25 protein-coding genes and 1 tRNA gene are annotated in these 25,043 nt (G+C 56.6%); 5 read left to right on the forward strand and 21 right to left on the reverse strand.

The window, feature by feature from the left end; all coding sequences use genetic code 11:
* Positions 1 to 49: 49 nt before the first annotated feature.
* Together VOI23_RS10015 and VOI23_RS10020 are read left to right on the forward strand one after the other, a co-directional pair.
* Positions 50 to 799, forward strand: a complete 750-nt coding sequence (locus tag VOI23_RS10015; RefSeq protein WP_323784628.1) for a hypothetical protein — start codon at positions 50 to 52, stop codon at positions 797 to 799.
* A gap of 1,110 nt (positions 800 to 1,909) precedes the next feature.
* The gene (locus VOI23_RS10020) at positions 1,910 to 2,098 is read left to right on the forward strand and encodes a hypothetical protein (protein WP_323784629.1); all 189 of its coding nucleotides are present in this window, start codon (positions 1,910 to 1,912) and stop codon (positions 2,096 to 2,098) included.
* A gap of 39 nt (positions 2,099 to 2,137) precedes the next feature.
* Here the strand turns inward: VOI23_RS10020 and VOI23_RS10025 are convergent, their stop codons facing one another.
* The 6 genes from VOI23_RS10025 to VOI23_RS10050 form a co-directional block, all read right to left on the reverse strand.
* A complete protein-coding gene (locus tag VOI23_RS10025) occupies positions 2,138 to 2,554 on the reverse strand; it encodes a type II toxin-antitoxin system death-on-curing family toxin (RefSeq protein ID WP_323784630.1) in 417 nt (138 codons plus the stop codon).
* Positions 2,554 to 2,856: a hypothetical protein gene (locus VOI23_RS10030; RefSeq protein WP_323784631.1), complete on the reverse strand. Its 303-nt coding sequence runs from the start codon at positions 2,854 to 2,856 to the stop codon at positions 2,554 to 2,556. Before VOI23_RS10030 ends, VOI23_RS10025 begins: the two co-directional genes overlap by 1 nt.
* Positions 2,857 to 3,138: 282 nt before the next feature.
* Positions 3,139 to 3,993 carry a hypothetical protein gene (locus VOI23_RS10035; RefSeq protein ID WP_323784632.1) on the reverse strand — a complete coding sequence of 285 codons (855 nt, stop codon included), beginning with the start codon at positions 3,991 to 3,993 and terminating at the stop codon, positions 3,139 to 3,141.
* A 154-nt stretch (positions 3,994 to 4,147) separates the two neighbouring features.
* Positions 4,148 to 4,222: transfer RNA gene (locus VOI23_RS10040), tRNA-Gln, on the reverse strand.
* A gap of 63 nt (positions 4,223 to 4,285) precedes the next feature.
* Positions 4,286 to 5,596, reverse strand: coding sequence for a mechanosensitive ion channel family protein (locus tag VOI23_RS10045; protein ID WP_323784633.1), 1,311 nt, complete (start codon positions 5,594 to 5,596; stop codon positions 4,286 to 4,288).
* Positions 5,597 to 5,669: 73 nt separating this feature from the next.
* Positions 5,670 to 6,170, reverse strand: coding sequence for an SH3 domain-containing protein (locus tag VOI23_RS10050; RefSeq protein ID WP_323784634.1), 501 nt, complete (start codon positions 6,168 to 6,170; stop codon positions 5,670 to 5,672).
* 110 nt (positions 6,171 to 6,280) lie between these two features.
* Here VOI23_RS10050 and VOI23_RS10055 point away from each other — a divergent pair, with 110 nt between their 5' ends.
* Both VOI23_RS10055 and ggt read left to right on the forward strand, forming a co-directional pair.
* Complete coding sequence (locus VOI23_RS10055) at positions 6,281 to 7,267, forward strand: D-glycerate dehydrogenase (RefSeq protein ID WP_323784635.1); 987 nt, start codon at positions 6,281 to 6,283, stop codon at positions 7,265 to 7,267.
* 3 nt (positions 7,268 to 7,270) lie between these two features.
* Positions 7,271 to 9,079, forward strand: a complete 1,809-nt coding sequence (gene ggt / locus VOI23_RS10060) for a gamma-glutamyltransferase (RefSeq protein WP_323784636.1) — start codon at positions 7,271 to 7,273, stop codon at positions 9,077 to 9,079.
* Here the strand turns inward: ggt and VOI23_RS10065 are convergent.
* From VOI23_RS10065 to panC, 3 genes are all read right to left on the reverse strand, one after another.
* Entirely contained in the window at positions 9,076 to 9,993 is a 918-nt protein-coding gene (locus VOI23_RS10065) for a pirin family protein (RefSeq protein WP_323784637.1), read from the reverse strand. The two genes, ggt and VOI23_RS10065, sit on opposite strands and share 4 nt — an antisense overlap.
* A 328-nt stretch (positions 9,994 to 10,321) precedes the next feature.
* The gene (gene panB / locus VOI23_RS10070) at positions 10,322 to 11,131 is read right to left on the reverse strand and encodes a 3-methyl-2-oxobutanoate hydroxymethyltransferase (RefSeq protein WP_323784638.1); all 810 of its coding nucleotides are present in this window, start codon (positions 11,129 to 11,131) and stop codon (positions 10,322 to 10,324) included.
* Complete coding sequence (gene panC / locus VOI23_RS10075; protein ID WP_323784639.1) at positions 11,128 to 11,976, reverse strand: pantoate--beta-alanine ligase; 849 nt, start codon at positions 11,974 to 11,976, stop codon at positions 11,128 to 11,130. The genes panB and panC overlap by 4 nt, the downstream gene beginning before the upstream one ends.
* A 189-nt stretch (positions 11,977 to 12,165) precedes the next feature.
* Between panC and VOI23_RS10080 the strand changes: the two genes are divergently transcribed.
* Positions 12,166 to 14,661: an FAD-dependent oxidoreductase gene (locus VOI23_RS10080; RefSeq protein WP_323784640.1), complete on the forward strand. Its 2,496-nt coding sequence runs from the start codon at positions 12,166 to 12,168 to the stop codon at positions 14,659 to 14,661.
* Between the two features lie 208 nt (positions 14,662 to 14,869).
* On the opposite strand, the gene VOI23_RS10085 is transcribed toward VOI23_RS10080, so the two are convergent.
* The 12 genes from VOI23_RS10085 to VOI23_RS10140 all read right to left on the reverse strand — a co-directional run bounded on the left by VOI23_RS10085 (position 14,870) and on the right by VOI23_RS10140 (position 24,968).
* Positions 14,870 to 15,208, reverse strand: a complete 339-nt coding sequence (locus tag VOI23_RS10085; RefSeq protein WP_323784641.1) for a carboxymuconolactone decarboxylase family protein — start codon at positions 15,206 to 15,208, stop codon at positions 14,870 to 14,872.
* Between the two features lie 92 nt (positions 15,209 to 15,300).
* The gene (locus VOI23_RS10090; RefSeq protein ID WP_323784642.1) at positions 15,301 to 15,957 is read right to left on the reverse strand and encodes a DUF938 domain-containing protein; all 657 of its coding nucleotides are present in this window, start codon (positions 15,955 to 15,957) and stop codon (positions 15,301 to 15,303) included.
* Between the two features lie 72 nt (positions 15,958 to 16,029).
* A complete protein-coding gene (locus VOI23_RS10095; protein ID WP_323784643.1) occupies positions 16,030 to 16,428 on the reverse strand; it encodes a TadE family protein in 399 nt (132 codons plus the stop codon).
* Complete coding sequence (locus tag VOI23_RS10100; RefSeq protein WP_323784644.1) at positions 16,425 to 16,865, reverse strand: TadE family protein; 441 nt, start codon at positions 16,863 to 16,865, stop codon at positions 16,425 to 16,427. The genes VOI23_RS10095 and VOI23_RS10100 overlap by 4 nt, the downstream gene beginning before the upstream one ends.
* A 42-nt stretch (positions 16,866 to 16,907) precedes the next feature.
* Entirely contained in the window at positions 16,908 to 18,188 is a 1,281-nt protein-coding gene (locus VOI23_RS10105; RefSeq protein ID WP_323784645.1) for a hypothetical protein, read from the reverse strand.
* An 18-nt stretch (positions 18,189 to 18,206) separates the two neighbouring features.
* Entirely contained in the window at positions 18,207 to 19,028 is an 822-nt protein-coding gene (gene cpaB / locus VOI23_RS10110) for a Flp pilus assembly protein CpaB (protein ID WP_323784646.1), read from the reverse strand.
* Between the two features lie 46 nt (positions 19,029 to 19,074).
* A complete protein-coding gene (locus tag VOI23_RS10115; RefSeq protein ID WP_323784647.1) occupies positions 19,075 to 19,590 on the reverse strand; it encodes an A24 family peptidase in 516 nt (171 codons plus the stop codon).
* 54 nt (positions 19,591 to 19,644) lie between these two features.
* Positions 19,645 to 19,809, reverse strand: a complete 165-nt coding sequence (locus tag VOI23_RS10120; protein WP_160971962.1) for a Flp family type IVb pilin — start codon at positions 19,807 to 19,809, stop codon at positions 19,645 to 19,647.
* Positions 19,810 to 20,147: 338 nt separating this feature from the next.
* Positions 20,148 to 21,488, reverse strand: a complete 1,341-nt coding sequence (locus VOI23_RS10125; RefSeq protein ID WP_323784648.1) for a TadE/TadG family type IV pilus assembly protein — start codon at positions 21,486 to 21,488, stop codon at positions 20,148 to 20,150.
* Positions 21,489 to 21,505: 17 nt separating this feature from the next.
* Complete coding sequence (locus VOI23_RS10130) at positions 21,506 to 22,471, reverse strand: type II secretion system F family protein (RefSeq protein WP_323784649.1); 966 nt, start codon at positions 22,469 to 22,471, stop codon at positions 21,506 to 21,508.
* A 9-nt stretch (positions 22,472 to 22,480) separates the two neighbouring features.
* Complete coding sequence (locus VOI23_RS10135) at positions 22,481 to 23,482, reverse strand: type II secretion system F family protein (protein WP_323784650.1); 1,002 nt, start codon at positions 23,480 to 23,482, stop codon at positions 22,481 to 22,483.
* Positions 23,475 to 24,968 carry a CpaF family protein gene (locus VOI23_RS10140; RefSeq protein WP_323784652.1) on the reverse strand — a complete coding sequence of 498 codons (1,494 nt, stop codon included), beginning with the start codon at positions 24,966 to 24,968 and terminating at the stop codon, positions 23,475 to 23,477. Before VOI23_RS10140 ends, VOI23_RS10135 begins: the two co-directional genes overlap by 8 nt.
* Positions 24,969 to 25,043: the final 75 nt, after the last annotated feature.

Below are 25,043 nucleotides of genomic sequence, written 5' to 3' on the forward strand. Positions count from 1 at the left end.
ACTCAGGTTGAATGTAGTTTGTGTTCGAGGCAAATATCCAGAGTTTGATATGACAACTTCCGCGCAGTCTTTGAATCAGTTGTTGGCGATAGCCAATAAGGCCCAAAACCCAAAGGATAAATTTCTGTTTGTGCTAGTGGAGCACCTTGGATTGGAAGGGGAAGATGCAAGGGCTCAGGTGATTTCAATCCTGCTACGTCTAATTGGGGATGTCGAAACGGACATCGATGCTTTGCCTGTCGATGATACGATGAAGGCCCATTTGAGACGCTACGTTTCGCCACTTAATGGACTGAAAGACCTCACGCAGATTCATATGGACATCCATAATGCGAAGAATCATTTTCTAAAGGCTGATCATCTGGTCGGTCTGACAAATGTGCATCTCGCGTTGACAGGACATATTGAGAGACCGGCTTTGTCGAAGGATGCAAAGGAGCTCGCTGAGAGCTTCAATGGTTTGCGCGGCGAAATCGTTGAGGCGGATTTACCGGAAAGCCTAAAACGAGTTCTGTTGAAACGGGTTTCTCAAATTGCATCCATCTTGGAGCACTACTACGCCTTCGGTGCTAAAGTCCTGGAAGACGAGCTTGAAGGTCTAGTGGGCGCACTTGTAGTTAGTGCTCCCCAAAATGCTTCAAAATCCGGTCCGCTCTACAAAAAACTAGCTAAGTATGTGGCCACCGGCTTTCGTGTCTTAACTGCTGTGGACGCGGGCTTTGCCGGGGCTGTTTCAATAGCAGAAAACGCAAGCAAACTGATTGAGTTTGTTGAAGAAAACACCGGCGGGGAATCCTAGTAGATTGCCGACATTGCTGAAGCTCCTTGAAGCTCTTGCCAGAAACAAGTATAGTCAAAGGGCCAGAACGGCAGCACAAAGCACCAAGCCCAAAGCAGTCAGGTTTGAGCCGATACTTTCGATGACGCTCACCGACACCTTGATACCAGCCACACAATGAACGCCAGCACCGGGAACATGACCGGGCAGCGAGACGCCTAGCTGGAAGGTGCAGGAAAGATCGGCGAAAGCCCTTGGTCTGGTTCCGCTCCCCGATGGAGAACATCGGACGCCCCAGATGGTCGCCGCCGGACTTCGGTCGAAATGGCACAGAAAGACGGTTGCAATGTGCGGTGGGCTTCGGCCCTGGGCCACAACAACCGGTCACGTCTAGGTTGGAGGAAAGCCGGGCGTGATGCTCAGCCGAAAGGCTGTAACCGCTTGGCCGCAAGGCCGGAAGGCAGAGCGCTGCTAGGTCAATGGAAGCCACCTAGTGTTAGTAGCTCTTCACCACCTGTTATATGCAGAACTTCCCCCTAGGACATCACAGATTAGGTTTTGTGCTGTCCTAGGGGGAAAGTCCTATTTCTGCAGGGATTATTAATCATCATTCATTCTGTGCCATATCAAACGAGCCTGCGGATAGAAGAACAGAAGATGGAGGGCGCGAAGCGCCCGCAAGCGAGCGTTAGCGAGCGCGCAGGAGTGACGATGAAGAATATGAATGCACGATCTTTGCTTGAAGCCCTTACAGGCTCCTGGGCGGTCCCTTCCCGGAGAGAGCCGAGGCGGGTGGGTTTGAGGAAGTTGCCGCCGGAGCTGATCGCTTTGGCGAAGCGGGCGAACACTTTCGACCCGGGAAAAGCTGTCCTCAATGTGAAGTAAAGGCTTGATCATTCCTAATTGAGAATGTTATATTATAACAAATTTGGGCTGGCTTCCAACTTCGCCCATATTAACCCCGCGCCGGATCACCGTTGTGTGTAAGTCACCCGGCGCGGGGTTTATTTTTTGGCGTAAGTAACCGATTACTTTCAATAAAATCAAATACTTATGTGACTTTTTCTCTTGATCGCTGGATTCCTCGTGTGCGAGTCTGGCCGTGCAAATCACCTTAAGAGGACCACGACCATGCAGGCACCTGCCGACACCTATCTTGACGATAAGACCTATGCCGCGCTCCGGGCGGAGCTGGCGCACCAGATCGCGCTTCCGCTGGTGCACGACCCGGAAACCGAGATTGTGCGCATCCTGGGCGAGATCGGCGGCATATGGCCCCGGAGTGTGATGGATGATGCCGAGCGCGAGGATATCGAATAAGCGGCGGATTTTTCGGCAAGCGTTTCGGATGTGATATTCCTACGCCCAGTGGCAGTGGCGACGTAAAATATCTTCCAGAATATCCAGCTCGAAGCGCTGTTCGTCGAAAAGTTTTTCTACCAAGGGGCCGAGGTCCAGATCGGGGGCCTCAAACCTGACACCGTTCATCAATAGGAAGTTGTTTGCGCTGGCGAAACCTGTGCGCTTGTTGCCATCTATATAGCCATGACTCGTGGAAATACCATGCCAATAATAGGTTGCGACCCTGACAAGGTCGCAACCATTATCGTAGTAGAAGGCGCTTTGAGGGCGGCCAATCGCTCCTAAAAGGTCGTCAAGACGCTTGTAGCCACGTTGCTGTCCGGGCTTGAGGACTTCTTCATGGAAGAAATCAACATCCTCTCGTGAAAGAAACTCTGTTTCCTCCGGGTTCGGCAGAGGCTCGAACCGAAGCATCAACTCAGGTATTCAAGTGTCTCTTTGTAGCGCTCTTTGGTGACCGCCATGGCTTCGCGTGCCGAAATGCGCTTGCGCACGGCAGGCTCGACCTCTTGCTCGAAGTTGGTGTTCGCTGCGATCAGGGACGAGAAATGCATGTGCTCGAACTTCCCATGCGCAACCCGGCCGTGGAAACGACCGCAGTTAGAGCAAAAGAGTTTCGGCGTCATGAACGACATAGCTTCCTCGTGAATCATCTCTTCAGAGCTGTAGGGAAAATAGTTCGCGAAATGGGAAATAGCAACAATATTGACATTCACGACTATTGTGCAGGTGTTGGGTTCTGAAAAACGCCTCGATACTTATGCTCTTTTCGTTAAATAATTCCAATATCCAGCATCTCGAACAAAGGTGCGAAGAGTGTTGACTATCAGGGCGCTAGGGGAGGTTCCAAGTAGGAGCTGCCGCTGATCGAGGGTAGACGCGAGGCGGTTCGTGAGAGCCGCACTGCGGTTTTCAAGATGTCGCGAGAGGGAATTTTCGCTTAACCTCGTCCATCATCACCAACATGACGAAGAACCCACTTCTACAAGCTGACGGGCTCACTCATTATTGTTCTGATCCAGTTCAGCGAGCCAGCGAACCCAGCCGTAACCCTGGGAAACCATTAGAACGGTCAGTTCACGAGGAGGTTGTGCGGGCTCTGGCAGATCATCGGCGTGACGGTAAAAGTGGGCTCCCTCTACCCAGCTCTTGAAGCTCTCGCATTGCTTTAATGTCGCTTTCTTGACCAAAGGGTGAGCAGCGTAAAGCGCCTCGATTTGAGGCGGGAGCCGGTTGTTGATTTCCCGGTTGTTGATATGGGTGACACCTTTGAACATCATCTTGAAAATGTTCTCAGCCGCATCAAAAACTGACCGGATCGCTTGGCGATTGTCTGGCTCCTCTCTCATCATGGCCTGTTCCACGCTCTCCAGATGCGCTCTTGCTGCATTGAAGCGCTCCTTGCCCAGGCCAGAAATTGCACTTGTCCGGACTTGTTCGAATGCAGTGTCGACATGAGGGTGCACGCCACAATGATCGTCTACTCGGTAGCGCATATTGCGCTCATTGAAGATGCGCTGCACACGACTTCGGTAGCCGCTAAGTTTGTTGCTAAGCCTGTTGGCAGCACAAAAGCTGAATATCAGGGTAATAGCATCAAGGACGTCGGCTAGTTCCTCTTCTTCAAAGAAATCGACCCACCTCACATAAGCTCCCATTCCGCTCGAGCGAATGATGCTTATCCCGAGTTCTGCTTCGAGGAACTTTCCAGCCAAGTAGTCGTTTTCATCTAGAAGTTCATCTGCAAGCGCTCCTAGGCGGCGGCGCATCCGAGGGCAGTCGCTCAAGGTCTCCTCACCGCTTAAGTATAGCAGTGAGAACCGTTGGCCTTTGGGAACTTCATTCTCGGACAATGCTCAGCCTCCATGGTTTATGGCGGCCACTTTATGACGAGTCGGTATCGATTGCGAGATTGGCGCGTGTTCCGCGAGGCCGTTCCGAAAAGGTGTTCCGGAGACGGTTGCTGGGTGGCATCTAAGCCTTTGATTTTTATTTATAAAAGGAAGATGGCTGGGGTGGTAGGATTCGAACCTACGATCTTCAGTACCAAAAACTGTTGCCTTACCACTTGGCCACACCCCAACTGTGAGGCGCTATTTACGAAACGCTGTCGTCGGGCGCAAGAGCAGAAATGACAATTTTTTGCTATTCCGTCGGAGCATTTTTCTGCAACAGATCGTTGTCGCTCGTGGTCGCACGTTCTTCTTTGACAATCTGTTCCAGCGCCTGTTCATCGCGTGCTTCGACGTCCAGCGCGGGCGGGGTTTGCACCGGTTTGGCGACTGGTTTTTCCGCGGACATATCTTGCGTTATCAGCCGGTATGTTGGTTCGGGCATGTTGATACCTGCACCGGTGAAGGTGGCCATGAGAATACGGATCGCTTCGGATCGGGCAGCAAGAAGCCCTGTCTTGCTCTGGTCGATCCAACCTGCCAGCCGCAAAGTGATCGTGCTGTCACCAACCTCGTGAATCCAGACTGACGGGGCGGGGCTGGATACTGAAAACGGCAATCTGGCGAGGGTTTGTTCCGCCAGCCTGAGCGCAAGAGCCAGATCGCTGTCGGGCGCGACGGACAAGTCGAAAGTATAGCGACGTTCGGCGTTGCGGGTGTAATTGACGATCCGCGATTTGAATACGGTCGAATTAGGGATACGAATATGGTTGCCGTCCCAGCTCAGCAGGATGGTGGCGCGGCTGGTCAGGCGAATAACCTTGCCTTCGTCACCATTGATCTCGATGGCGTCATTGGGCCGAAAGGGTTGCCGGATGGACAGCATGACCGAGGCGATGAAGTTTTCCACCGTATCCTTGACCGCGAAACCGATCGCCAGCCCGACGATCCCCGCTGCGCCCAGGATCGTCGACAGCAATGCCGTGGCCCCAAGGATATCGAGCGCCACGACAAGCCCGGCGATCAGAAATCCCAACCGGATGATCACCCGATAGATGTCGGCGATAAAACTGTTGGGGGCCAGCCCGTCCCAGGGTCGTTTCATCCGTCCCAGCAGCAGGCCAAGTGAAAAAACCACTCCGAACGCGACCAGAGCCACCGCCAGAAGAGGCAGATAGGCCACGAATTGCGCGGTCCGTTTGGTGAAACGGTCCATGGCGGGATTCAGCCGTTCGACGACATCGGTGGTTTCGGTCACCTCGTTCCGGATTGCGACAACGCCGTCGACCCGAACGATCAGATTGTTCAGCGCCTCGGCATGAGCCATATCCAGCGTAGTGCCTTTTAAAGTCACGATGCCTGAGGTGACGGTGACGGTGATATCGTCATAGCCTTCCAGTTCCGACAGTATATCGCGGATACGAACGGCAATCGCGGCATCGCGGGTGGCGCTGTCTTCGACCGAGATCGGGCCAGAGGGTTGTTCGCCAGCATTCGGAGCGGCTGACTGGGACCAGGCCGGGGATGTCAGGCAGAGCGCAAAGACGAAGATCAGGAATCGCATGGGGAAATCTTGGCTGACAAAAACTGAGGTCAGCCTAGACTGCGATTTGGTCATCGCAAGGGAAAACGCCGGTTCAGTCCCGGATTTCGTCCGGGTTCACACCCCAAATCGTATCCTTGGGCGCCCAGCCCCGATAGCCGCCTGCGCGCAGCTTGCACCAGTCTTGGGTGCAGTTTTCCAACTTGGCGATAACGCCGAGTTCGAGCCGGGCGGTAATCGCGGTATTCGCATCGGGACGAACGTGCAGCGCCAGCATGTCCTTGTCGATGATTACATGACGGACACCGGAGAGCAGCGAATAATGCACCCAGCCGCCTGCACCATCACGATCCCGGACCCGCCGCCAGTGGCCGTATTCGGCGGTGATTTCCACCGGCATGTTGCGGCGTTTAAATACCCAGTCGATCCGATGGGTCAAGCTGGGACCGCGCCGGACATTCGCCTCGGAGGCTTTTACAGACACGAAACGCGGCAGTGGAAGATTGGTTACCGGCCCGCGCTCTTCGGCGCGGAGCGGAGAAAACAGACACAGACCACAAAAGATGGCCGCGACGATGCGATTGGTAATTTTCATCAACCTGCTCACTGCTCGTGAAATTTTATTGCGGGGGTTCTTGTGCCCCGGTTGGTCTTGCTTCACTCTGACACCAAGCCATGCGGTTTGGAAGCAGGAGGAGGCCCAAGATGCCATCTGGACGTCTGAGTGTTGTTGTAACGCGACGCTTACCCGATGTGGTCGAAACGAGGCTGAAGGAATTGTTCGACGTTCAGCTGCGCGACGACGATACGCCGATGACGCGGGAAGAACTGGTCGCCGCGCTGCAAGAGGCCGACATACTGGTGCCGACGCTGAACGATCGTCTCGATGCGAGCGTGATCGCTCAGGCCGGGGATAAACTGCGGCTGATCGCCAATTACGGGGCAGGGGTGGACCATATTGATGTGGCCACGGCCCGTCAGCGCGGCATTCAGGTGACCAACACACCCGGTGTTCTGACCGAAGATACCGCCGACATGACAATGGCGCTGATTCTGGCTGTGACCCGCCGCATCCCCGAAGGGCTGGCCCTGATAGAATCCGGGCAATGGAAGGGCTGGTCGCCCACCGCTTTGCTGGGCGGTCGGGTCAGTGGCCGCCGATTGGGCATTCTGGGCATGGGACGGATCGGACAAGCCGTGGCGCGGCGCGCCAATGCCTTTGGTATGCAGGTTCATTACCATAATCGCCGCCGCCTGCGCGAGGAAACAGAAGACGCGCTGCAAACCACGTACTGGGAAAGCCTGGATCAGATGGTGGCACGGATGGACGTCTTGTCGATCAACTGTCCGCATACGCCCTCGACCTTCCACCTTATGAATGCGCGCCGGCTGAAGCTGATGAAGCCGTCGGCAGTGATTGTGAATACGTCGCGCGGCGAAGTGATTGATGAAAACGCTTTGACCCGGATGCTGAAGGCTGGCGAACTGGCTGGCGCGGGACTGGATGTTTATGAACATGGGTCCGAAACCAATGCCGATCTGCGTTCATTGACCAATGTTGTGATGCTGCCTCACATGGGATCGGCCACCGTAGAGGGGCGGGTCGAAATGGGTGAAAAGGTCATTATCAATATCAAGACATTCGCCGATGGGCACCGACCGCCCGATCTGGTGTTGCAGACCTTGGATTGATCAATGCGGCGGGGCATGCAAAAGGGGCTTCGATATCTGACCTTCGCGGCGCTGACATGCCTGTCTGCGACGGCACATGCCCAACAAGCCGCCGATGCGGTTGCTCCCGAAGCCGGATCGGAAATATCGGCGTTTTGGCCGAACGCGTCCAAGGACGTGATGGCTGCGCTGCGAACCAAAGCCGCAGGCCAGCCGGTCATCGCACAAGAGTGGATGATCGCTGCGGCTAATCCTCTTGCCGTGGCAGCCGGAGCGAAGGTTCTGCAAATCGGCGGCACTGCGGCGGATGCGATTGTCGCCGTTCAGGCTGTGCTGGGACTGGTCGAACCGCAATCCTCGGGTTTGGGCGGTGGGGCATTCCTGCTCTGGTACGATGCCTCAACCGGAAAGCTGACCACGCTGGATGGCCGTGAAACCGCGCCACTTGCAGTGACGCCGCGCCTGTTTCAAACAGACACGGGCGAGCCGCTGAAATTCTTCGATGCAGTCGTCGGTGGACGATCGGTGGGCACACCCGGTACACCTGCCTTATTGGCAGAAGCGCAGCACAGATGGGGCAATCGACCATGGGACGGCCTGTTTGACGATGCCATCCGGTTGGCAGAAGAAGGGGTCATTGTTTCCCCGCGTCTGGCATCTCTGGTAGCACGGGATCGCGACAGACTGGCACGATTTGACGATACCGCAGCCTATTTCCTGCCCGGTGGCGCGCCCATTACGGCGGGGCAGATTTTGCACAACCCGGCCTATGCTGAAACTCTGAAAATAATTTCAGATCAGGGTATTGAGTCGTTTTATTCAGGTGATATTGCGATGGATATCACAACGACGGTCCAAACGGCGCCGGGCAATGAAGGCAAACTTGCGCCGCTCGATCTGGCGATCTACCACGTGGTCGAACGCGATCCGGTCTGTGTTGCCTATCGCGGTTACGAAGTTTGCGGCATGGGGCCGCCATCTTCGGGCGGTTTGGCCGTGGGGCAAATCCTTGGCCTGTTGCGTGATTACGATTTGCCGGGGCTGGGAGCAGATAATCCGGAAAGCTGGCGGTTGATAGGGGATGCCAGTCGTCTGGCCTTTGCCGATCGGGGCCGCTACGTGGCCGATAGTGATTTTTTGCCGGTACCGGTCGAAGGCATGCTGGATGAAGCTTATCTAAGCAAACGCAGTATGTTACTATCTGGAGATGATGCATTGCCCGAGGTGGCGCCGGGTGATCCGACCTTCGATCACGCGCTGAATTGGGCCGATGACGAGGCGATCGAATTCCCCTCGACCTCGCATATCTCGATCGTCGACAGCTATGGCAACGCATTGTCGATGACCACTACGATCGAAAACGCCTTTGGGTCTCGTCTGATGGTGCGCGGGTTTCTTCTCAACAACGAATTGACAGATTTTTCGTTCCGCACTCACCGTGATGGCCGCCCCATTGCCAACGCGGTCGCGCCGGGTAAACGGCCCAGATCTTCGATGGCACCCACGATCGTGCTGAGAGATGGCAAGCCGGTTTTGGTGATTGGATCACCCGGTGGAAGCCGGATCATCGGCTATGTCGCACAGGCGATCATTGCGCATCTCGATTGGGGTATGAATGTGCAGCAAACGGTTGCAATGGGGCATCTGGTCAATCGCTTCGGTACATACGATGTGGAAGCGGGGACTGCCGAGTCGTTAGCTGCTTCGCTTGAGCAGAGGGGGTATGATGTCAAATACGGGACGCTGAATTCCGGCCTTCATGCCATAGCGATCGGCCACATGCTGCAGGGCGGGGCCGATCCCCGGCGCGAAGGGATTGCACTTGGCCGCTAGAACGCGGCCTTGTGCTTGATAAAGGTGCCGTTGTTCAGGTCTGCGAAAGCCTGCCTTAGCTCCGCGCGTGTATTCATCACGATTGGGCCGTGCCATGCGACGGGTTCCTGAATCGGACGCCCGGTCATCAGCAGGAAACGGATGCCGTCTTCGCCCGCCTGAACGGTGATTTCGTCTCCCGAACCGAACCGGACCAACGTGCGGTTGCCTGTCATGTCGCGGATGTTCAGTTCCTGACCGCCGAACTCTTTTTCCACCCTGATCCCGACCGGATCGCTGGCATCGCGGAACCTGCCCGATCCGGCAAAGACATAGGCCAGAGCATTCGACCTTGTATCAACCTTCAGCACCTTGCGCTTCCCAGGGGGGACGGACACGTCCAGCAGCATCGGCTCGGCAGCGATGCCGTCGACCGGGCCGCTGAGACCCCAGAAATTTCCTATGATCACTTTGATCGCGGTGCCATCGTCATCCACCTCGACCGGAATGTCGCCCCGACTAATGTCCTGATACCGTGGCGCCGTCATTTTCAGACTTGAGGGCAAGTTCGCCCAAAGTTGAAACCCGTGCATCTGCCCTTTGGCGTCGCCGCTGGGCATTTCCTGATGCACAATGCCGGACCCGGCGGTCATCCATTGCACCCCTCCGGGACGCAAAACGCCCTTGTTGCCCAAGCTGTCGGAATGTTCCACCGACCCTTCTAGCACATAGGTGATGGTTTCGATGCCGCGATGCGGATGCCACGGGAACCCCTTGGAATACAGCCGAGGATCATCGTTCCGAAAATCATCCATCATCAGGAAGGGATCGGTCAGCGTCGGATCGTCAAAGCCGAAAACACGGTGCAGATGAACACCGGCCCCTTCCATTGTCGGTTGGGCCTGGCTGGTTGCAGCAACGGGTCTGAAAGTCATTGGAACCTCCTGTTCATTGCGCTTAATTTGGGGCAGTTTCCGCAGAATGCAAATTCCAGATGTGCGAACGGGATCTGTGCGGAATTGTTCAGACCTGATAAATTGAGCGCGCATATGCGCGCACATGATGTCTCAAGAAAATGCCTTCGCCATTTTCTTTCGGGACTGCCTCTGGCAGGAGTATTTACACCAAGAAGAAACTCAAGGTGCTCTGGTTCTTCTTCTTGGCGGCAATACTCCGGGGGTTTGGGGGCAGCGCCCCCAACTGCTTCGCCCTAAATCGAAGCAAGACCGGTGCGCCCTGGAAGGCTGCACATTTCAGTCTGACTTACTTGTAAACCTGATCGGGGCCGGGGAATCTGCGGTTTTTGACGTCTTCGGCGTATTCAGACACCGCCTGTTCGATGGCCGGGCCCAGATTGCAATAGGTCTTGACGAATTTCGGAGTCCATTCGTTCAGTCCCAGCATGTCCTCAAGCACGAGGATCTGACCATCGCAATTGGCAGACGCGCCGATACCGATGGTCGGGATCTCGATCTGTTTGGTGATCTTCGCGGCCAGGGGTTCAACCATGCCTTCCAGCACGACGGCGAACGCACCGGCTTCGGCCACGGCCTTGGCGTCGGCTTCGTGAAGTGGCCATGTGTCTTCATTCCGGCCTTGGGTTTTGAACCCGCCCATAACATGGCTTGATTGCGGGGTGAGGCCGATATGGGCCATTACCGGGATACCGCGCTCGGTCAGGAACCGGATTGTTTCTCCCATCCGTGCGCCGCCTTCCAGCTTCACCGCGCCGCAGCCGGTTTCCTTCATGATCCGGGCGGCATTGCGGAACGCCATGGCGGGGCTTTCTTCGTAAGTGCCAAACGGCATGTCCACCACGATCAGGGCCTTCTTTGTGCCGCGTACGACCGCCTTGCCATGCATGATCATCAGGTCCAGGGACACCCCGACAGTGCTTTCCATTCCGTGCATGACCATACCAAGACTATCGCCCACCAAGATGAAATCGGCGTATTTGTCGACGATCGCTGCCGTATGGGCGTGATAGGAGGTCAGTGACACGATCGGGGTGTTGCCCTTGTGCGCGGCGATCTGGGGAACGGTGTTGCGGCGGATCTTGCTTTGTGCGCTCATGGCTGGATAACCCTCTGGTCAATCAAAAGAATGTCGGAAAACTGGACCGAGATCATGATGGCCAGCGGTTCGTTTATCGGGCCGTGAAGATAGTCCAGCGTGTCGGCGGCTACTGTATCGAGACCGCGTAGACGGGCTCTTGGTTCGGTTGCGATGGTATTGGCGATTACATCGCGGATATCGTCGACGCTCACGCCGGGATCGCCTGCGCGGGCTGCAGCTGCGTCAAGAGACCGGCTCAGCACAACCGCCGCGAGGCGGTCCGCAGGGGACAGGCGCTGATTGCGCGATGACATGGCGAGCCCATCCGCTTCGCGCATGGTCGGGCCACCGACGATACGGACCGGCATATGCAGGTCGCGCACCATCTGCCTGATAACCATAAGTTGCTGGTAGTCCTTTTCTCCGAACACAGCGACATCGGGTTGCACGATGTTGAAGAGCCGGTTCACCACCGACGTCACGCCGCGGAAATGCCCTGGCCGCACCTTGCCATGCAGCATATTGGCCAGCCGGGTCGTTTCGACGATAGTTTCGTCTCCGGGAGGATAAATAACATCGGCCTCGGGCAGAAACACGATTTCGACGCCCGCCTCGTCCAGCAGCGAAAGATCGCGGTCCTCGTCACGCGGATAAAGGTCGAGATCCGAAGCGTTGCCGAATTGCGTTGGATTGACGAAGATCGAGGCAACGCAGCTCGTCGCATTGGTCTGCGCCAGCCGAACCAGCGACAGGTGACCGTCATGTAATGCGCCCATGGTTGGCACGAAACCGATGCTCTTGCCCCGATTGCGCAAATCCGCAACGGCAGCACGGCAGTCTTCGATGCTGCGACAGATATGCATGTCTGCAGGCCCTCCCCCTCAATATACCGTATTTTTACGGTATTCGCTGCGCGGCAGCAAGGGGGAATGTCGGGGTCGTATTGCTGCCATGTGTCGGTTTCACGCGATCATGGGTCGGCTGGTTCTCGCGTGCAGCGGCGCAATCGGTAAAACTCTCGGAAACACAAGATCCAACGGAGTCGCCCGCAAATGAAAACCCATGTCAAAGCTTTGGTCGTCGGCGGTGGCGCCGTTGGCGCCTCGATCGCCTATCATCTGGCCCGCGCCGGATGGTCCGATGTGATGCTTCTGGAACGTGATGAGCTTACCGCAGGGTCGACCTGGCATGCTGCGGGGCTGCTGCCGCTGTTCAACATGAGCTATGCGACGACCCATATCCACAAATATTCGGTCGATTTCTACAAGACGCTTGAGGAAGAAACCGGGTTGAACGCGGGGTTTTCCGTCGTGGGCAACCTGCGGATGGCGCAGACGCAGGACCGGATGGACGAATACATGCTCTATGCGTCCACCGCCGAAACCTGCGATGTGCCCTATGAATGGCTGAGCCCGGCGCAGATTAAGGAGCGCTGGCCGCTGGTGCGGACTGAGGACCTGAAGGGCGCGATTTATCACCCGACCGACGGCTATATAAATCCAGCCGACGTGACCATGGCGATGGCAAAGGGCGCGCGCCAGCGCGGCGTGACCATTGAACGCAAATGGCAGGTCGACGGCTATGAGTGGACCGGGGCCGAATGGAAGGTCACCTGTACCAAGATGGGGGAAAAGGGCGGCAACCTGGTGCCGACGGACCAACGGGTCGTGATCACCGCCGAACATGTGGTGACCGCCACCGGCAACCACGCACAGCGCACCGCACAGATGTTGGGCATCAAGATCCCCGCAATTCCGGTCGAACACCAGTTCATCGTCACCGAACCCGATCCGGCGCTGGTCGAGTATCGCAAGCAGGGTGGGGCCGAACATCCGGTACTGCGCGATGCCGATGCCAAATGGTATGTGCGTGAAGAACGCGGTGGCTGGATTCTTGGCCCTTATGAACGGGGCGCCCCGGCGCGGTTCGCCTATGGCGTGCCCGACAGTTTCCGCGCCGATCTGTTTCCGCTCGATCTGGAACGGATCGAAGAAGAGTACATGTCGATGATCCACCGGCTTCCGTCGAGTGAAGAGGTGGGTTTGAAGGACGATTTCAACGGCCCGATCTGCTACACACCTGACGGTAATCCGCTGGTCGGCCCGGCTCCGGGTCTGCGCAACATGTGGCTGGCCGAAGGGTTCAGCTTTGGCATCACCGCCGCTGGTGGTACCGGCTATTATCTGGCGCAGATGATGGTGGAGGGCGAGGCCGAGATCGACATGGCCAGCCTCGATCCCAAGCGCTACGGCTCTTGGATGACCACCGAATATGCCTGTTGCAAGAATGAGGAGGCCTATGAACACGTTTATATCCTGCACCACCCGGATGAGGAGCGTGAGGCCTGTCGCCCGCTTCGCACTTCACCCGCCTATGACCGGCAGGCCGCGCGCGGTGCTCAGTTCGGCAGTGTGAACGGTTGGGAGCGCCCCAATTATTATGCCCCCGAAGGATTTGACGATCATGCTGCGCGCAGCTTCCGCCGCGGCGGGTGGTGGCAATATGCGGTCGAGGAAGCCCGCGCGATCCGCGACGGTGTCGGCCTGATCGACGCCACCGCGTTCACCAAGCACGTGGTCAAGGGGCCCGGCGCGACCCGATTTCTTGACTGGTTCACCTGTAACAAGCTGCCGAAAGTGGGCCGGATCAACCTGACCTATGCGCTGACCGATGCTGGCACGACGCGCACCGAATACACGATCGTGCGGTTGGGCGAGGATGAATACTACCTCGTATCCGCCGGGGCGTGGACCGCCTATGACGCCGATTACCTGAGCAAGGCCGCCGCCGATAAAGCCCCCGAGTTCGGCTATATCGAGATCCAGGATGTCACGACTCAATGGGGCGTCTTCGCCATCGCCGGGCCGAAAGCGCGCGATGTGCTAAAAGAGGTGATCAAAGACGCCGATCCGGACACGGCGCTGTCGAACAAGCGGTTCCCGTGGCTGTCTGCTCGGCAGATCGAACTGGGCATGTGCCCGGTCAACGCGATCCGCGTCGCCTATACCGGCGAATTGGGTTGGGAACTGCATCACCCGATCGAGATGCAGAATTATCTGTTCGACCTGCTGGGACAGGCGGGCGAAAAGCACGGTATGAAACTGGTCGGCGCGCGGGCCCAGAACTGGCTGCGGCAGGAAAAATCCTACCGCGCTTTCGGTACCGAACTGGGCCGTGACGCGACGCCGCTGGAAGCCGACCTGCCGCGTTTCGTCGATCTCGACAAGGATTTCCATGGCAAGGCGGCGCTGGAAGCCAAGGGTATCCGGTCGAAATGCTGCACCTTGCTTATCGACGGACCCGAAGACGCTGATCCCTGGGGGCGCGAGGCGCTGTATCTCGAGGATGGCATACGGGTAGGGCGCTTGACCTCGGGCGGCTATTCGGTGGCCTTCGAAAAATCCATCGGCATGGGGTATGTACGCCCCGAGCTGGCGGTTGAGGGTCAGAAACTCAAAGTCCGGATGTTCGATCAGCTATGGGATGCAACCGTGGTTTGCGACAGCCCTTACGACCCCAAAAACGCGACCATACGCAAGGATGGCTGACGTCAAGACATGTGATTTCATTCTTGAAAGGTCATTCTCTGCCTGCGGCTCCGTCCTCTGGTTACCGCTGGCGACGGTATCTTGGTCCAAATACTCCGGGGTGAATTGGCCAAAGGCCAAGAGGGGCAGCGCCCCAATCACCCGCCGGCAGGCGTCGGGGACGCCTGCCGGAGATATCCTGTGCGCGTGAAACGCGCACTTTGTCCGGCTACGCTGCGCTCAGTTCGTCAAAACATTCCAGTGCTTTTCCTGCATACATCGTTGCTGGCCCGCCACCCATTTGTATCGTCATTGCCAGCACATCGGCGACTTCATCGCGCGTCGCGCCCGCCTTGATCAGCATTTCGACATGCAGCGCGATGCAGGCTTCACAACGGATCGCCACCGCGATTCCAAGTGCGATAAATTCCTTGGTCTTGAGGTCGAGTACACCTTCTTCTTTCACCGCCTTGGACATGGCACCGAAGCCCTTGGTCACATTGGGGATGGTCTTGTACAGCGTGCGCAGGCGGTTACGGGTGTCGGTCAGGGTTTCGGTCCAGGCCATATCTTCAGCTCCTTGAATGCAATATCGGCACAGCAAAACCATGCCGCAATGCGGCGCGCCTTGATCAAGATCAGATTGACGTCAGCTAGGGGTCAGGGACGGCGGGCGACAAAGGCCAGATTGTTTGCCGGCATTTCCACCACCTGCACCAGCTCCAGCCCGGATTGCAGTACCCATTCCGTGACATCCCAGTCATCCTTATACCCGATATCGGGATCCTGGGCGCGCAGGCTGGCATCGAAGCGCGCATCGCCTTCGGATGTGGTTTCACCGTCACGCAGGAACGGACCGTAAAGAATAAGCGTGCCGCCCGGGGACAGCGCCAGCGCCGCCTCAGCGATCACCGTTTGCGCCGCCGGTTCGGGGATCAGGTGCAGCAGGTTGACAAGCAGGATCAGGTCGGTGTCCCGATAAATCTTGGACCAACCCGGCGTGGCGGCATTCAGATCGATCGCAGGGCGGAGATTGTTTAGTCCCGAGGCCCTGGCATGCAGGTCGATAGATCGTCGGCGGTCGGCTGCGGGATCGCTGGGCTGCCACTGCAGGCCGGGCAACCGTCCGGCTAGAGCGCAGATATGCTCTCCGGTCCCCGAAGCAATTTCAAGCGCCTTTCCGGTTTGCGGTGCATGTGAGGCGACCAGATCGCAAATGAAATCTTTGTTACGTGCGGCGGAAGGGGCATACATCCTGTCATCCTCTGATGACGCGGCCTGCGAATGGGTGTCAGGCAGAATGAGTTTGCGTGGCATGGCGGGTCTCCTGTTCAGGAGCAACGACGCCCCCAGAACTAGGTGCCATCCAAGGGCGCGGAAATAAAGGGGTCAGTTGGAGATCGGGACCAGACGGTTGATTTCCAGATCGACCAGGTTGACATGCAACAGCGGCGTCAGCATCGACATCGGGTAATACAGTGTCAGGTTCTGAAAATCGTGGCCTGCGATGGTCACCTGTTGCATAACGACTTCCAGCAGAGCGGGATCGAACCCGTCCAGGGATGGCGGCATGTCAACGCTGTTCGCGTTGGCATTCGGGTCCATAAGGACCTGACGGGCGATTTTATCCGCGGCAAAATCCAGCTTGTTGTGCAGGTAAAATCCCCGCGCCACGTCCAACAGCGCCACCAGCATCAACAGATAGGTGCTGCCCACGATGGCGAATTCCAGCGCCGCGGTGCCGTCTTCCTTGCTCAGGAACCGGGATATGAAGCGTCGCAGTTTCATCTTTGTTGCAGAAATAGGGTTGGGTTGAGCTGGACATCGGGCATGAACCAACTGTTGTGATGGAATTGGCCGTCGAGCTGGAGGAAGACGTTGACCATCGGTTCCGACCCGGTGCAGATATTGGTGCAGGATACTTGGGTGTCAGTCACGGTGCCGCAGGTGCAGAATTGAGTCACCTGAAACGAAGCCTGATCGGCACCGAGTTCGGCCTCGGCAGTGGTTTCCATCATTTGCAGAGTATCGTCGAGCGACCCGGTTACCATCGCGACCTGCAACCCGTTGCGCATCGCCGCATCTATAGCCATCCGATCTGAAATGGAGTTGCCAACATCGAATGTCGCCAAGGTCATTAGCAGCATGACCGGAGCGAGAAGCGCGAACTCCACCACCGAACTGCCATCGGATTCACGCACGAATCGGCGCAGAAACGCCCGCATTCGTGTGGATGAATCCCAATTTTCCCTAGCGGTGCGCATGGCTTAGCCTGCCCGCGTCCGTTTCAGCCATTTACCAGGCTGAAACCTGGAACCGATTTGCTTTGACGGCGGCACTCCGGTCAAGGTGTAGGCTAGCTTCTCAAAGGAATTGCGTTGTTGGCGGTTGCGCCGATGCTGGGCGACGAGTGTGCCGTTGTTATCGGCTGCGCCATATTTTGCAGCGTCGAAATACAACATGGTCGGATCATTCACGTTCAGCGCCTTGACGAAATCTGCTGGTTTGATTTCAGGCCGCTTGGGTTGATTGATCTGGTTCAGTACCAGATGCGGCTTCTTATCGCCGACGCGGATGGATGACAGAATGTCGATCACGCTGCGGGTGTTGCGCAGACAGGCCAGATCGGGTGTGGCGGTCAAGATGACCTCATCGGCAAGATGCATCGCCTTGCGCGTCAACGGACAAATCGTTGGCGGCAGGTCCAGCACCACATAAGGCGACAACAACCGCAACAGGTCGATGGCGTGACCCAAGGCTTCGGGCTCCAAGGATTGTTCATGCTTGGGAAAATTCGGCCCTGCCAACAGCTTCAGATGATCGTCATAGGGGATCAGCAATCGTTCGAGTTTCTGATCGTCAAGCTTATCCGTGTTGGAAATCGTGCCGATAAGATCCTGTTCTGGTGTCCGGTTCAGGCACAATCCCGCAGTGCCATATTCGAAATCGAGATCGGCCAGGATGGCATGGCTTCGGGTTTGTCCACCCATCATCCAGGCGATATTATGCGCGACACTGGACGATCCTGCACCTCCGCGGGCACCAATAAAGGCAAACACCCGCCCAAGGTTTACCTTGTCGGGATCGCGAAACATTTCGAACAGCGCGGTGATCAGTAAAGGCGCGGTGATCGGGGTTTGCAGGTAATCGGCAACCCCTTGCCGGGTCAGCGCCCGGTAAAGGGTGATGTCGTTTGATGGCCCCACCAGAACCAGTTCGGTTTCAACGCGGCAGATTTCGGCAAGTGCAGCCAGGCTGGCAAACAGGGTCGAGGCGTCTTCGCCGACCTCGACGATCAGCAGATCGGGACTGTCGGTTTCCTCATAGAAATCGAGCGCGGCGTCGATCCCGCCGTTGAACACCTGACAGCGCACACGCGACATGTGTCGCGAAGCCTGCATTTGTTCAACGGCAGCCCGAGTAGGACGGGTTGCGACGAAGACGTCGCAAGACATCGAAGGCAGTCGTCCCATTGCCGGCCGCATTCCATGCGCACCAACCCCTTGTTCAGCATCCAGGTCTGCTGTGAATTTCGAGAAAAATTTCATGGTTCAAGCTCCGTCCGTTCAGTTCAACACGACGACTTCGCTGACCCCGCCCCGGTTCACCTTGACGGTGCGGATCGGGTCGACCTCGGCTGTTGCCTCGGGCAGTGCGAAAATCGGTTCGGATTGAGCAAGTTCTTTGATTTCATTGTCATCGACCGAGCGCAGCAGCAGCGAAATCGATCCACTGGCTTCGGCGGCGATGATGGTTTCGGCATCTTCCGGGACCATTTCCAGCGTCGCGGTCTTGCCGATGATCACGGCGCTATCCGCATTGGGCGACGATCCCGACTGATCGATGGCAAGTACCCGCACATTTTGCAGGATGGTTTCGGTTTTCATCGCGTGTTTGCAGGAGAGGCCCGAGTTACAGTTAGTGGTCAGCAACACATCGACCCGATTATTGGGGAGGATGAACCCGCCCGCAGTTTGCGCGGCGGAAACTTCGATTGCAACGGCGCGCATGCCGGTGGTCAGAAGCGCCGACAGGTAACCTTCGCGGCTGTTGGACAGGCTGCTGGTCAAGATCGGTTGCCCAGGAGCGAAATTGTGCCGCAGGATCATACCGCTCAACTGCTCCAGTTCATCATCGGCGCCGGTTCTGATGTGATAGGCTTCGCTCGTCGCGTCCTTGGGCCATGTCGCCCAGGCCAGAAGTTCGGGTTTGGTTTCCGTTCCTTCGGTCAGTTCGGTCGCTGCCACCAGGACCTCGACGACCGGAACCGGGGCGTGGTTAGGGTCGATAGTCGCGCTTGAAATACCGGCTGGCGCAACCGTTTTAACAAGCACTGCTGCGGAGCCTCCGCAGACGAGAGCAATAGCGATGATAAGTGATCTGAGCATGGGGACCCCCAAACTGGGAGGATGAAAACAACATTACGGGAGGGCCTCAGAACAAGGCCGACACCCAAGGTGTCCGAGGCAGGACGAAAAGGGCGGCGGCCGAAATCGCGAAACCGTATGGAACAGCGATTTGCCGTGTACCCGTTGCCGCACCCGCGTCACGGATCTCCGGTGACAGGGGGGACCATCCAAGACGGTTGGCCCCCAGCATTGTCATAGTTAAAAGCGCACCGAACACTGTCGTCATGAACAGAAAGTCGAGCGCATTTTGTGCACCGATCCAGAGCGTGCAGACGGCAGCGAATTTACCATCGCCAGCTCCCGCCCAGCCCAGTGCAAACGCCGTGAGACCTACAAACACGACAATCGAACCAACCAAGAGGCTTCCCGAGATATCGGCCTGGCTCCATCCTGACCCGGGTGCCAGAAGCAGGAATCCGGCGAGCAGGGTCAGGATCAAACCATTCGGGATCGCCTTGCGCTTGATATCCCAGAATGCGGCGAAAAGGACGGCAGTGGTGAAGCCGGACAGCGACAGCAGCGATAGGTCGATCATCGGCATGTCGTCTGGTCCTTTTAACCGGGGATTGCGCAGGCTGGCTACGTTAAGGCAGGCTTAGCTCAACGTGTTGGAGATTGTCGTGAAGGTTGTTTCCAACGAGCCACCGAGCGTGGTCAGAGCGGTGATGACAACGACGGAAATCAGGCCGGCGATCAGAGCGTATTCAATCGCGGTGGCACCGGATTCTTCTTTTGTGAATTTGGTCAGGAACTTTTTCATGGGACTTTTCCTTTCAGGTTTGTCGGCATTGCAGCCGGGGGTAGGAGTGCCCTTCGGGGGGGCGGGCCGGTCTAGCAGCAACGGATGATCGGCCCATGAACTGAGAATGACTCGAAATGTCGGCGCTACAAATTCGGACGGATGCCCTAGGACAAAATGGTGGGTTTGGCGGTGTGGCCTACATACCAAAGCATCTGGGGCTACCGGCTTTGGGGGAGAACGGGCATTCGATGGGAGTGGATCAGAGGGAAAAAAGGAAAAGCCCGGAAGAAACCGGGCTTTGCGTGATTCGAACTTTCGTCTAATTACCTGAAATCAGGAATTAAAAACTGCACTCATCATTCCACAACGTTAACTGATTCGCTGGCCAAAATGTTTTCAGTTCCTGCGTTTTCACAGCTTACTGACAGGTTGGAATTGCCACTTAACCTGATTGTATCGGCAACGACCTGAGTGCAGCCGTTCTGTGCATTCGCCCCCCCATTGAACGTGACGTCAGACACCGGCATATAGATCGCGCCCTCCAGGTTCATGTCTGAGCCGCCGTTGAATATATGTGAGGTGGTGCCGCTACTGCTGCCACCGCCGCATCCGCTGTGACCTCCGCTATAGCTGCTGGAATATTTCGATTCCCAGAACAGCATTCCAGATGTTGGCCCGCTCGTTGGTGCCGCCAGATCGATGGTGGAACCGCCGTTGAAATGAATTTCCGCGCCATTGGTCAGGAAGAAGGTCACGCCGCCGAGCTGGTTTGAAATGACGGCTTGGGAATTGATCGAAAACGTGCCGCCATCGACGATGTAAAGACCCGGCTCAAAAGTGACGTTGCCCTTGAGTGTCAGGCCACCACAGAACCTTTTGCTTTGCATACCGCTAGGATGGCTGTCGGTGGCGCTGACGGTGGTGCTTGCGTTCGGACGTCCGATCCGGCCATTGCTGCAGGATCCCCAGACTACCGGCTCGGATCGGTCCGCATAAGGGTCCCTGGTTCTGGGTTGCATTGTTCTTGGCGCGCTGCAATCGGTCAGGGTCAGGTTGGACGTATAGACGGCACCGCCGACTGTATGAACGCAATCTGTGGTCATATAGGACGCGCCACTATTCATCGAAAACGCGTCTGTCGCGGCCGAATTCGAAGTGACTACGCAATTGGTCAGGCCGATATCGGTCGACCCGGTCACGGTGACCGCTCCGGAAGCCGTGTTGGAAAGTGCCAGTATGCACGCTGGGCTGCCGCCGTTGATCAGGCTGACCGATCGAGCTTTCAGTTCGACATCGCCGTTCATGAACATTCCGGTAAACCAGCGAGGTCGGTTTTCGGTCAGAATGACTTCGACCGCTTCTGAATTGCCGGCATAGGTCCCCGAAGTCGGTGGCGAATGGAATTCCATGCTGCCGAGGTCAAATTCAAACCCGGATCCCTTGGCGATGGTTAGTGCGGAAACATAGATGGCACTATTGCTATCCCCGTTGCGCAAACGGGATGCAGCGGCATGAGAGGCGAGATCGGATATATGCTGAAGCTGTCTTTGCTTTTGATACCAGTGCCCGGTTTCTACACCCAGACCCAGCCCCGCCATTACCAGAGGCGACAGAAGCGCGGTCATGATAAGCACAGAGCCCGTGTCGTCACGGGCGAACTTGGACAAACACGATGGCAGCGGCAGTTGTTTAAGCATAGCGCACCTCTTCGGTTTCAGTCGTACATGATCTGGATGATCGCCGGGGCGATGATGATGACAAAGAGAATAGGCAGGAAGAACAGGATCATCGGCACGGTCAGCTTGGGCGGCAGCGCGGCGGCTTTCTGTTTTGCCCGTTCCAGCCGCAGATCGCGGCTTTCCTTGGCGTGTACCCGCAGCGCCCGGCCCAGATCAGTACCATATTTTTCTGTTTGCTTCAGCGATCCGACAACATGGCGGATCGGTTCTAACCCGGTCCGGTCGACCAAATTGTCCAAAGCCTGTGACCGGTCCTGCAGATAGGACAGTTCCAGTGCGGTCAACGAAATTTCTTCGGCTAACTCGGTTGACTGCATCCCTATTTCTTCTGCCAGCCGCATCAGGGCGGCATCAATGCCATAGCCCGATTCAATACAGATCAGCAGCAGATCCAGCGCGTCTGGCCATGCGGCCTGAATCGAGGCCTGACGTTTTTGGATACGGTTGGTGATTATTAGCGGGGGCAGCATGAAACCAACCACGCCACCCCCGCCCCCCAGAAAGAGAATATTCAGGAAATTTGGTTCTTTGCCCAAAATAACCGTGCCGTAAAACAGGACCAGTAAGCCCAGCACGATGGGGCCGAGAACCCGGATCGCCACATAGGTCTGCACCGCCGAATTCGACCGGATTCCCGCCATTTTTAAGCGTTTGCTCAGCTGTGCCGTATCACCTGAGGATTTTGCCGTCAAAAATCCGGGCAGTAGTTTTTGTGCCAGTTTGGGCTGGTTGCCTTGCGCCGCCAACAGGGATGCCAGGCGCGATTTCTTTTGGGACATGGCGCGCATGCCGCCATGTTCGATCGCAACCTTGGCAAGGCGCCGTTGCAGATGTTCTTTTTGCAGTTTGGGTAGAGCCAGCCCAAGCACCAGCGCAAAGCCCGCAACCGAAGTCAACGCAATGGCAAGATAAACAGGAGATATAAGCTGAAACAACGACACGATGACACCTTACACTTTGAAATTGATCATTTTTTTCATCACCATAACGCCGCTCGACATCCAAAACACACAACCGGCGAGGATCAGGTTGCCAACGGATGTCGAGGTTAGAATGGTGATGTAGTCAGGGCTGAGATAGAACAGGGAGGCCGCCACCAGAAGCGGCATCGCGCCGATCAGGCGACCGGACATTTTGGCTTCGGCGCTCATTGTTTGGATCTGCGCGTCCAGCATTTTGCGTCCGCGAACAACCGATGACAGGTTCGTCAAAATCTCCGACAATGACCCGCCACTCCGCGATTGCACCGCAAGCACGATGGCAAAGAAAGAGGTTTCCGGCAGCGGTACTCGCACCGCGAGACGATGTACCGCTTTTTCCAGCGGGATGCCGACCGACTGGTCATTGAGCAATTGATTGAATTCGGAGCGAACCGGTTCGCGCGCTTCGTTTGCAATGGTTTTCAGACATTCGCTAAGCGGCAGCCCGGCGCTGACACCACGCACGATAATGTCGAGCGCCGATGGGAATTCATTGGCGAATTTTTTCAGCCGTTTCTTCAGGGTCCGCAAGACATAGAAATACGGCAGGATAGCACCCAACGGTATCGCGACCAGAAACAGGAGCAGCGGATTTTTTCCTACGACAAGCATCAGCCCGCCCCAAACCGCCACGATTGCCAGCAAGGTAATCACGACATATTTTGGCATGCTCCATTTCAGCCCAGCCTGGTGTAGTTTGGCGCGAATGGTGGGGCCGCTATTCTTGTCCTTGTGCTTCATTGCCGAACGGATCTGTCTGCGGCGCAATTCGGCGTCAATCGGATCACTGGCCGACATCATACGGGCATTTTCCTCTTTGCCCGTCACCCGATTGTAGCGACGCCGCAATAGGGCACCGCGTCCCTTTTCGGAATTACTCTGAAACAGCATGCCTGCGATCAGGACCGACACGGTTACGAAAATCGCGACGTCGATGTTGCTGACATGGAGGGTATGCAGAATATCAATCATTGGTTGGCCATTCATCGCATTCTAAGGCGCGCAGAGATTCGGTTAGTTGGTCTTCGACGTTGTAGTAGCGCGCACGTTCCCACATCTTGGGTCTACTGATGCCAGTCGATTTGTGCCGACCGATCAGATTACCATCCTCATCTTCGCCGTTGATTTCATACACCAGCAAATCCTGAGTGGTCAGAACGTCGCCTTCCATGCCCAGAACCTCGGTAATGTGGGTGATCCGGCGCGACCCGTCGCGCAGACGTTGTGCCTGAACGATCACATCGACCGAACTGGCGATGATTTCACGGATCGTACGTGCTGGCAGGGCAGAGCCGCCCATGGTGATCATAGCTTCCAGTCGGGACAAGGCATCACGGGGCGAATTGGCGTGTACCGTACCCATTGATCCGTCGTGACCGGTGTTCATGGCCTGCAATAGATCAAAGGATTCAGGGCCTCGGACCTCGCCCACGATGATGCGTTCAGGGCGCATTCGCAGGCAGTTCTTGACCAGGTCGCGCATGGTGATTTCACCGGTGCCTTCCAGGCTGGGCGGGCGGGTTTCAAGCCTGACGACATGTGGCTGCTGGAGTTGAAGTTCGGCGGCGTCTTCGCAGGTCACGATCCGTTCTGACGTTTCGATATATCCCGCCAGACAGTTCAGCAACGTGGTCTTGCCTGACCCGGTGCCGCCGGAAACCAGAATGTTACAGCGCACCCGACCGATGATTTTCAGGATGTCAGCCCCTTCGGGGGTGATTGATCCGAATTCGACGAGGTTTTGCAAGGTAAGGGAATCTTTGCGAAATTTCCGGATCGTCAGGGATGTTCCATCAACAGCAAGAGGGGGCGCAATGACATTGACACGTGACCCGTCCGGAAGGCGCGCGTCACAGATCGGGCTGGATTCGTCGACCCGGCGGCCGACCTGACTGACGATGCGTTGACAGACGTTCAGCAATTGCTGGGAATCGTTGAAACGGATGCTGGTTTGCTGCATCTTGCCAGACACTTCGATAAAAATCGGATCGGTGCCGTTGACCATGATATCCGCAATATCATCGCGCGCCAGCAACGGCTCCAGCGGCCCATATCCCAGAATATCGTTGGTGATGTCGGAGATCAGCAATTGCTGTTCATCTTCCGAAATCACTTCTTTTTTCACGGCCAGAATATCCGTGATGTAATTGGCGATCTCGGTGCGTTCGGCGTCGGCCTCCATCTTGGCCAACTGGCTGATATCAAGCATCGACATCAGCGTGTCCATGATCGAGCGTTTCAACGCGAAATAGGCAGTTTCACCCTCGGATGCGAATTTCAGTTTAAGCCCTTTGGAAACCGGTTTCGGTGATACCTGAGGGGTCGGTTTTCGCGCGGCCTTACGAACGGGGGCAGGGGTCTTGTCGACGGGCTCTTCCTTTGGCGCTTCGGTGACAACCGTGGCGAGTTTTGCAACTTGTGGCGTTTCTCTGATGGAGCCGGTTCTTTTCCCGAACATGGGGGACCTCTGCGCAGCTAAACTGATACGAATGTGACTGCCGGGATGCGTCGGCACATCTCGAGCTGGTTTCAG

Origin of the sequence: Thalassovita sp. (assembly GCF_034670005.1) — a bacterium.
Taxonomy (GTDB): Bacteria; Pseudomonadota; Alphaproteobacteria; order Rhodobacterales; family Rhodobacteraceae; genus Thalassobius.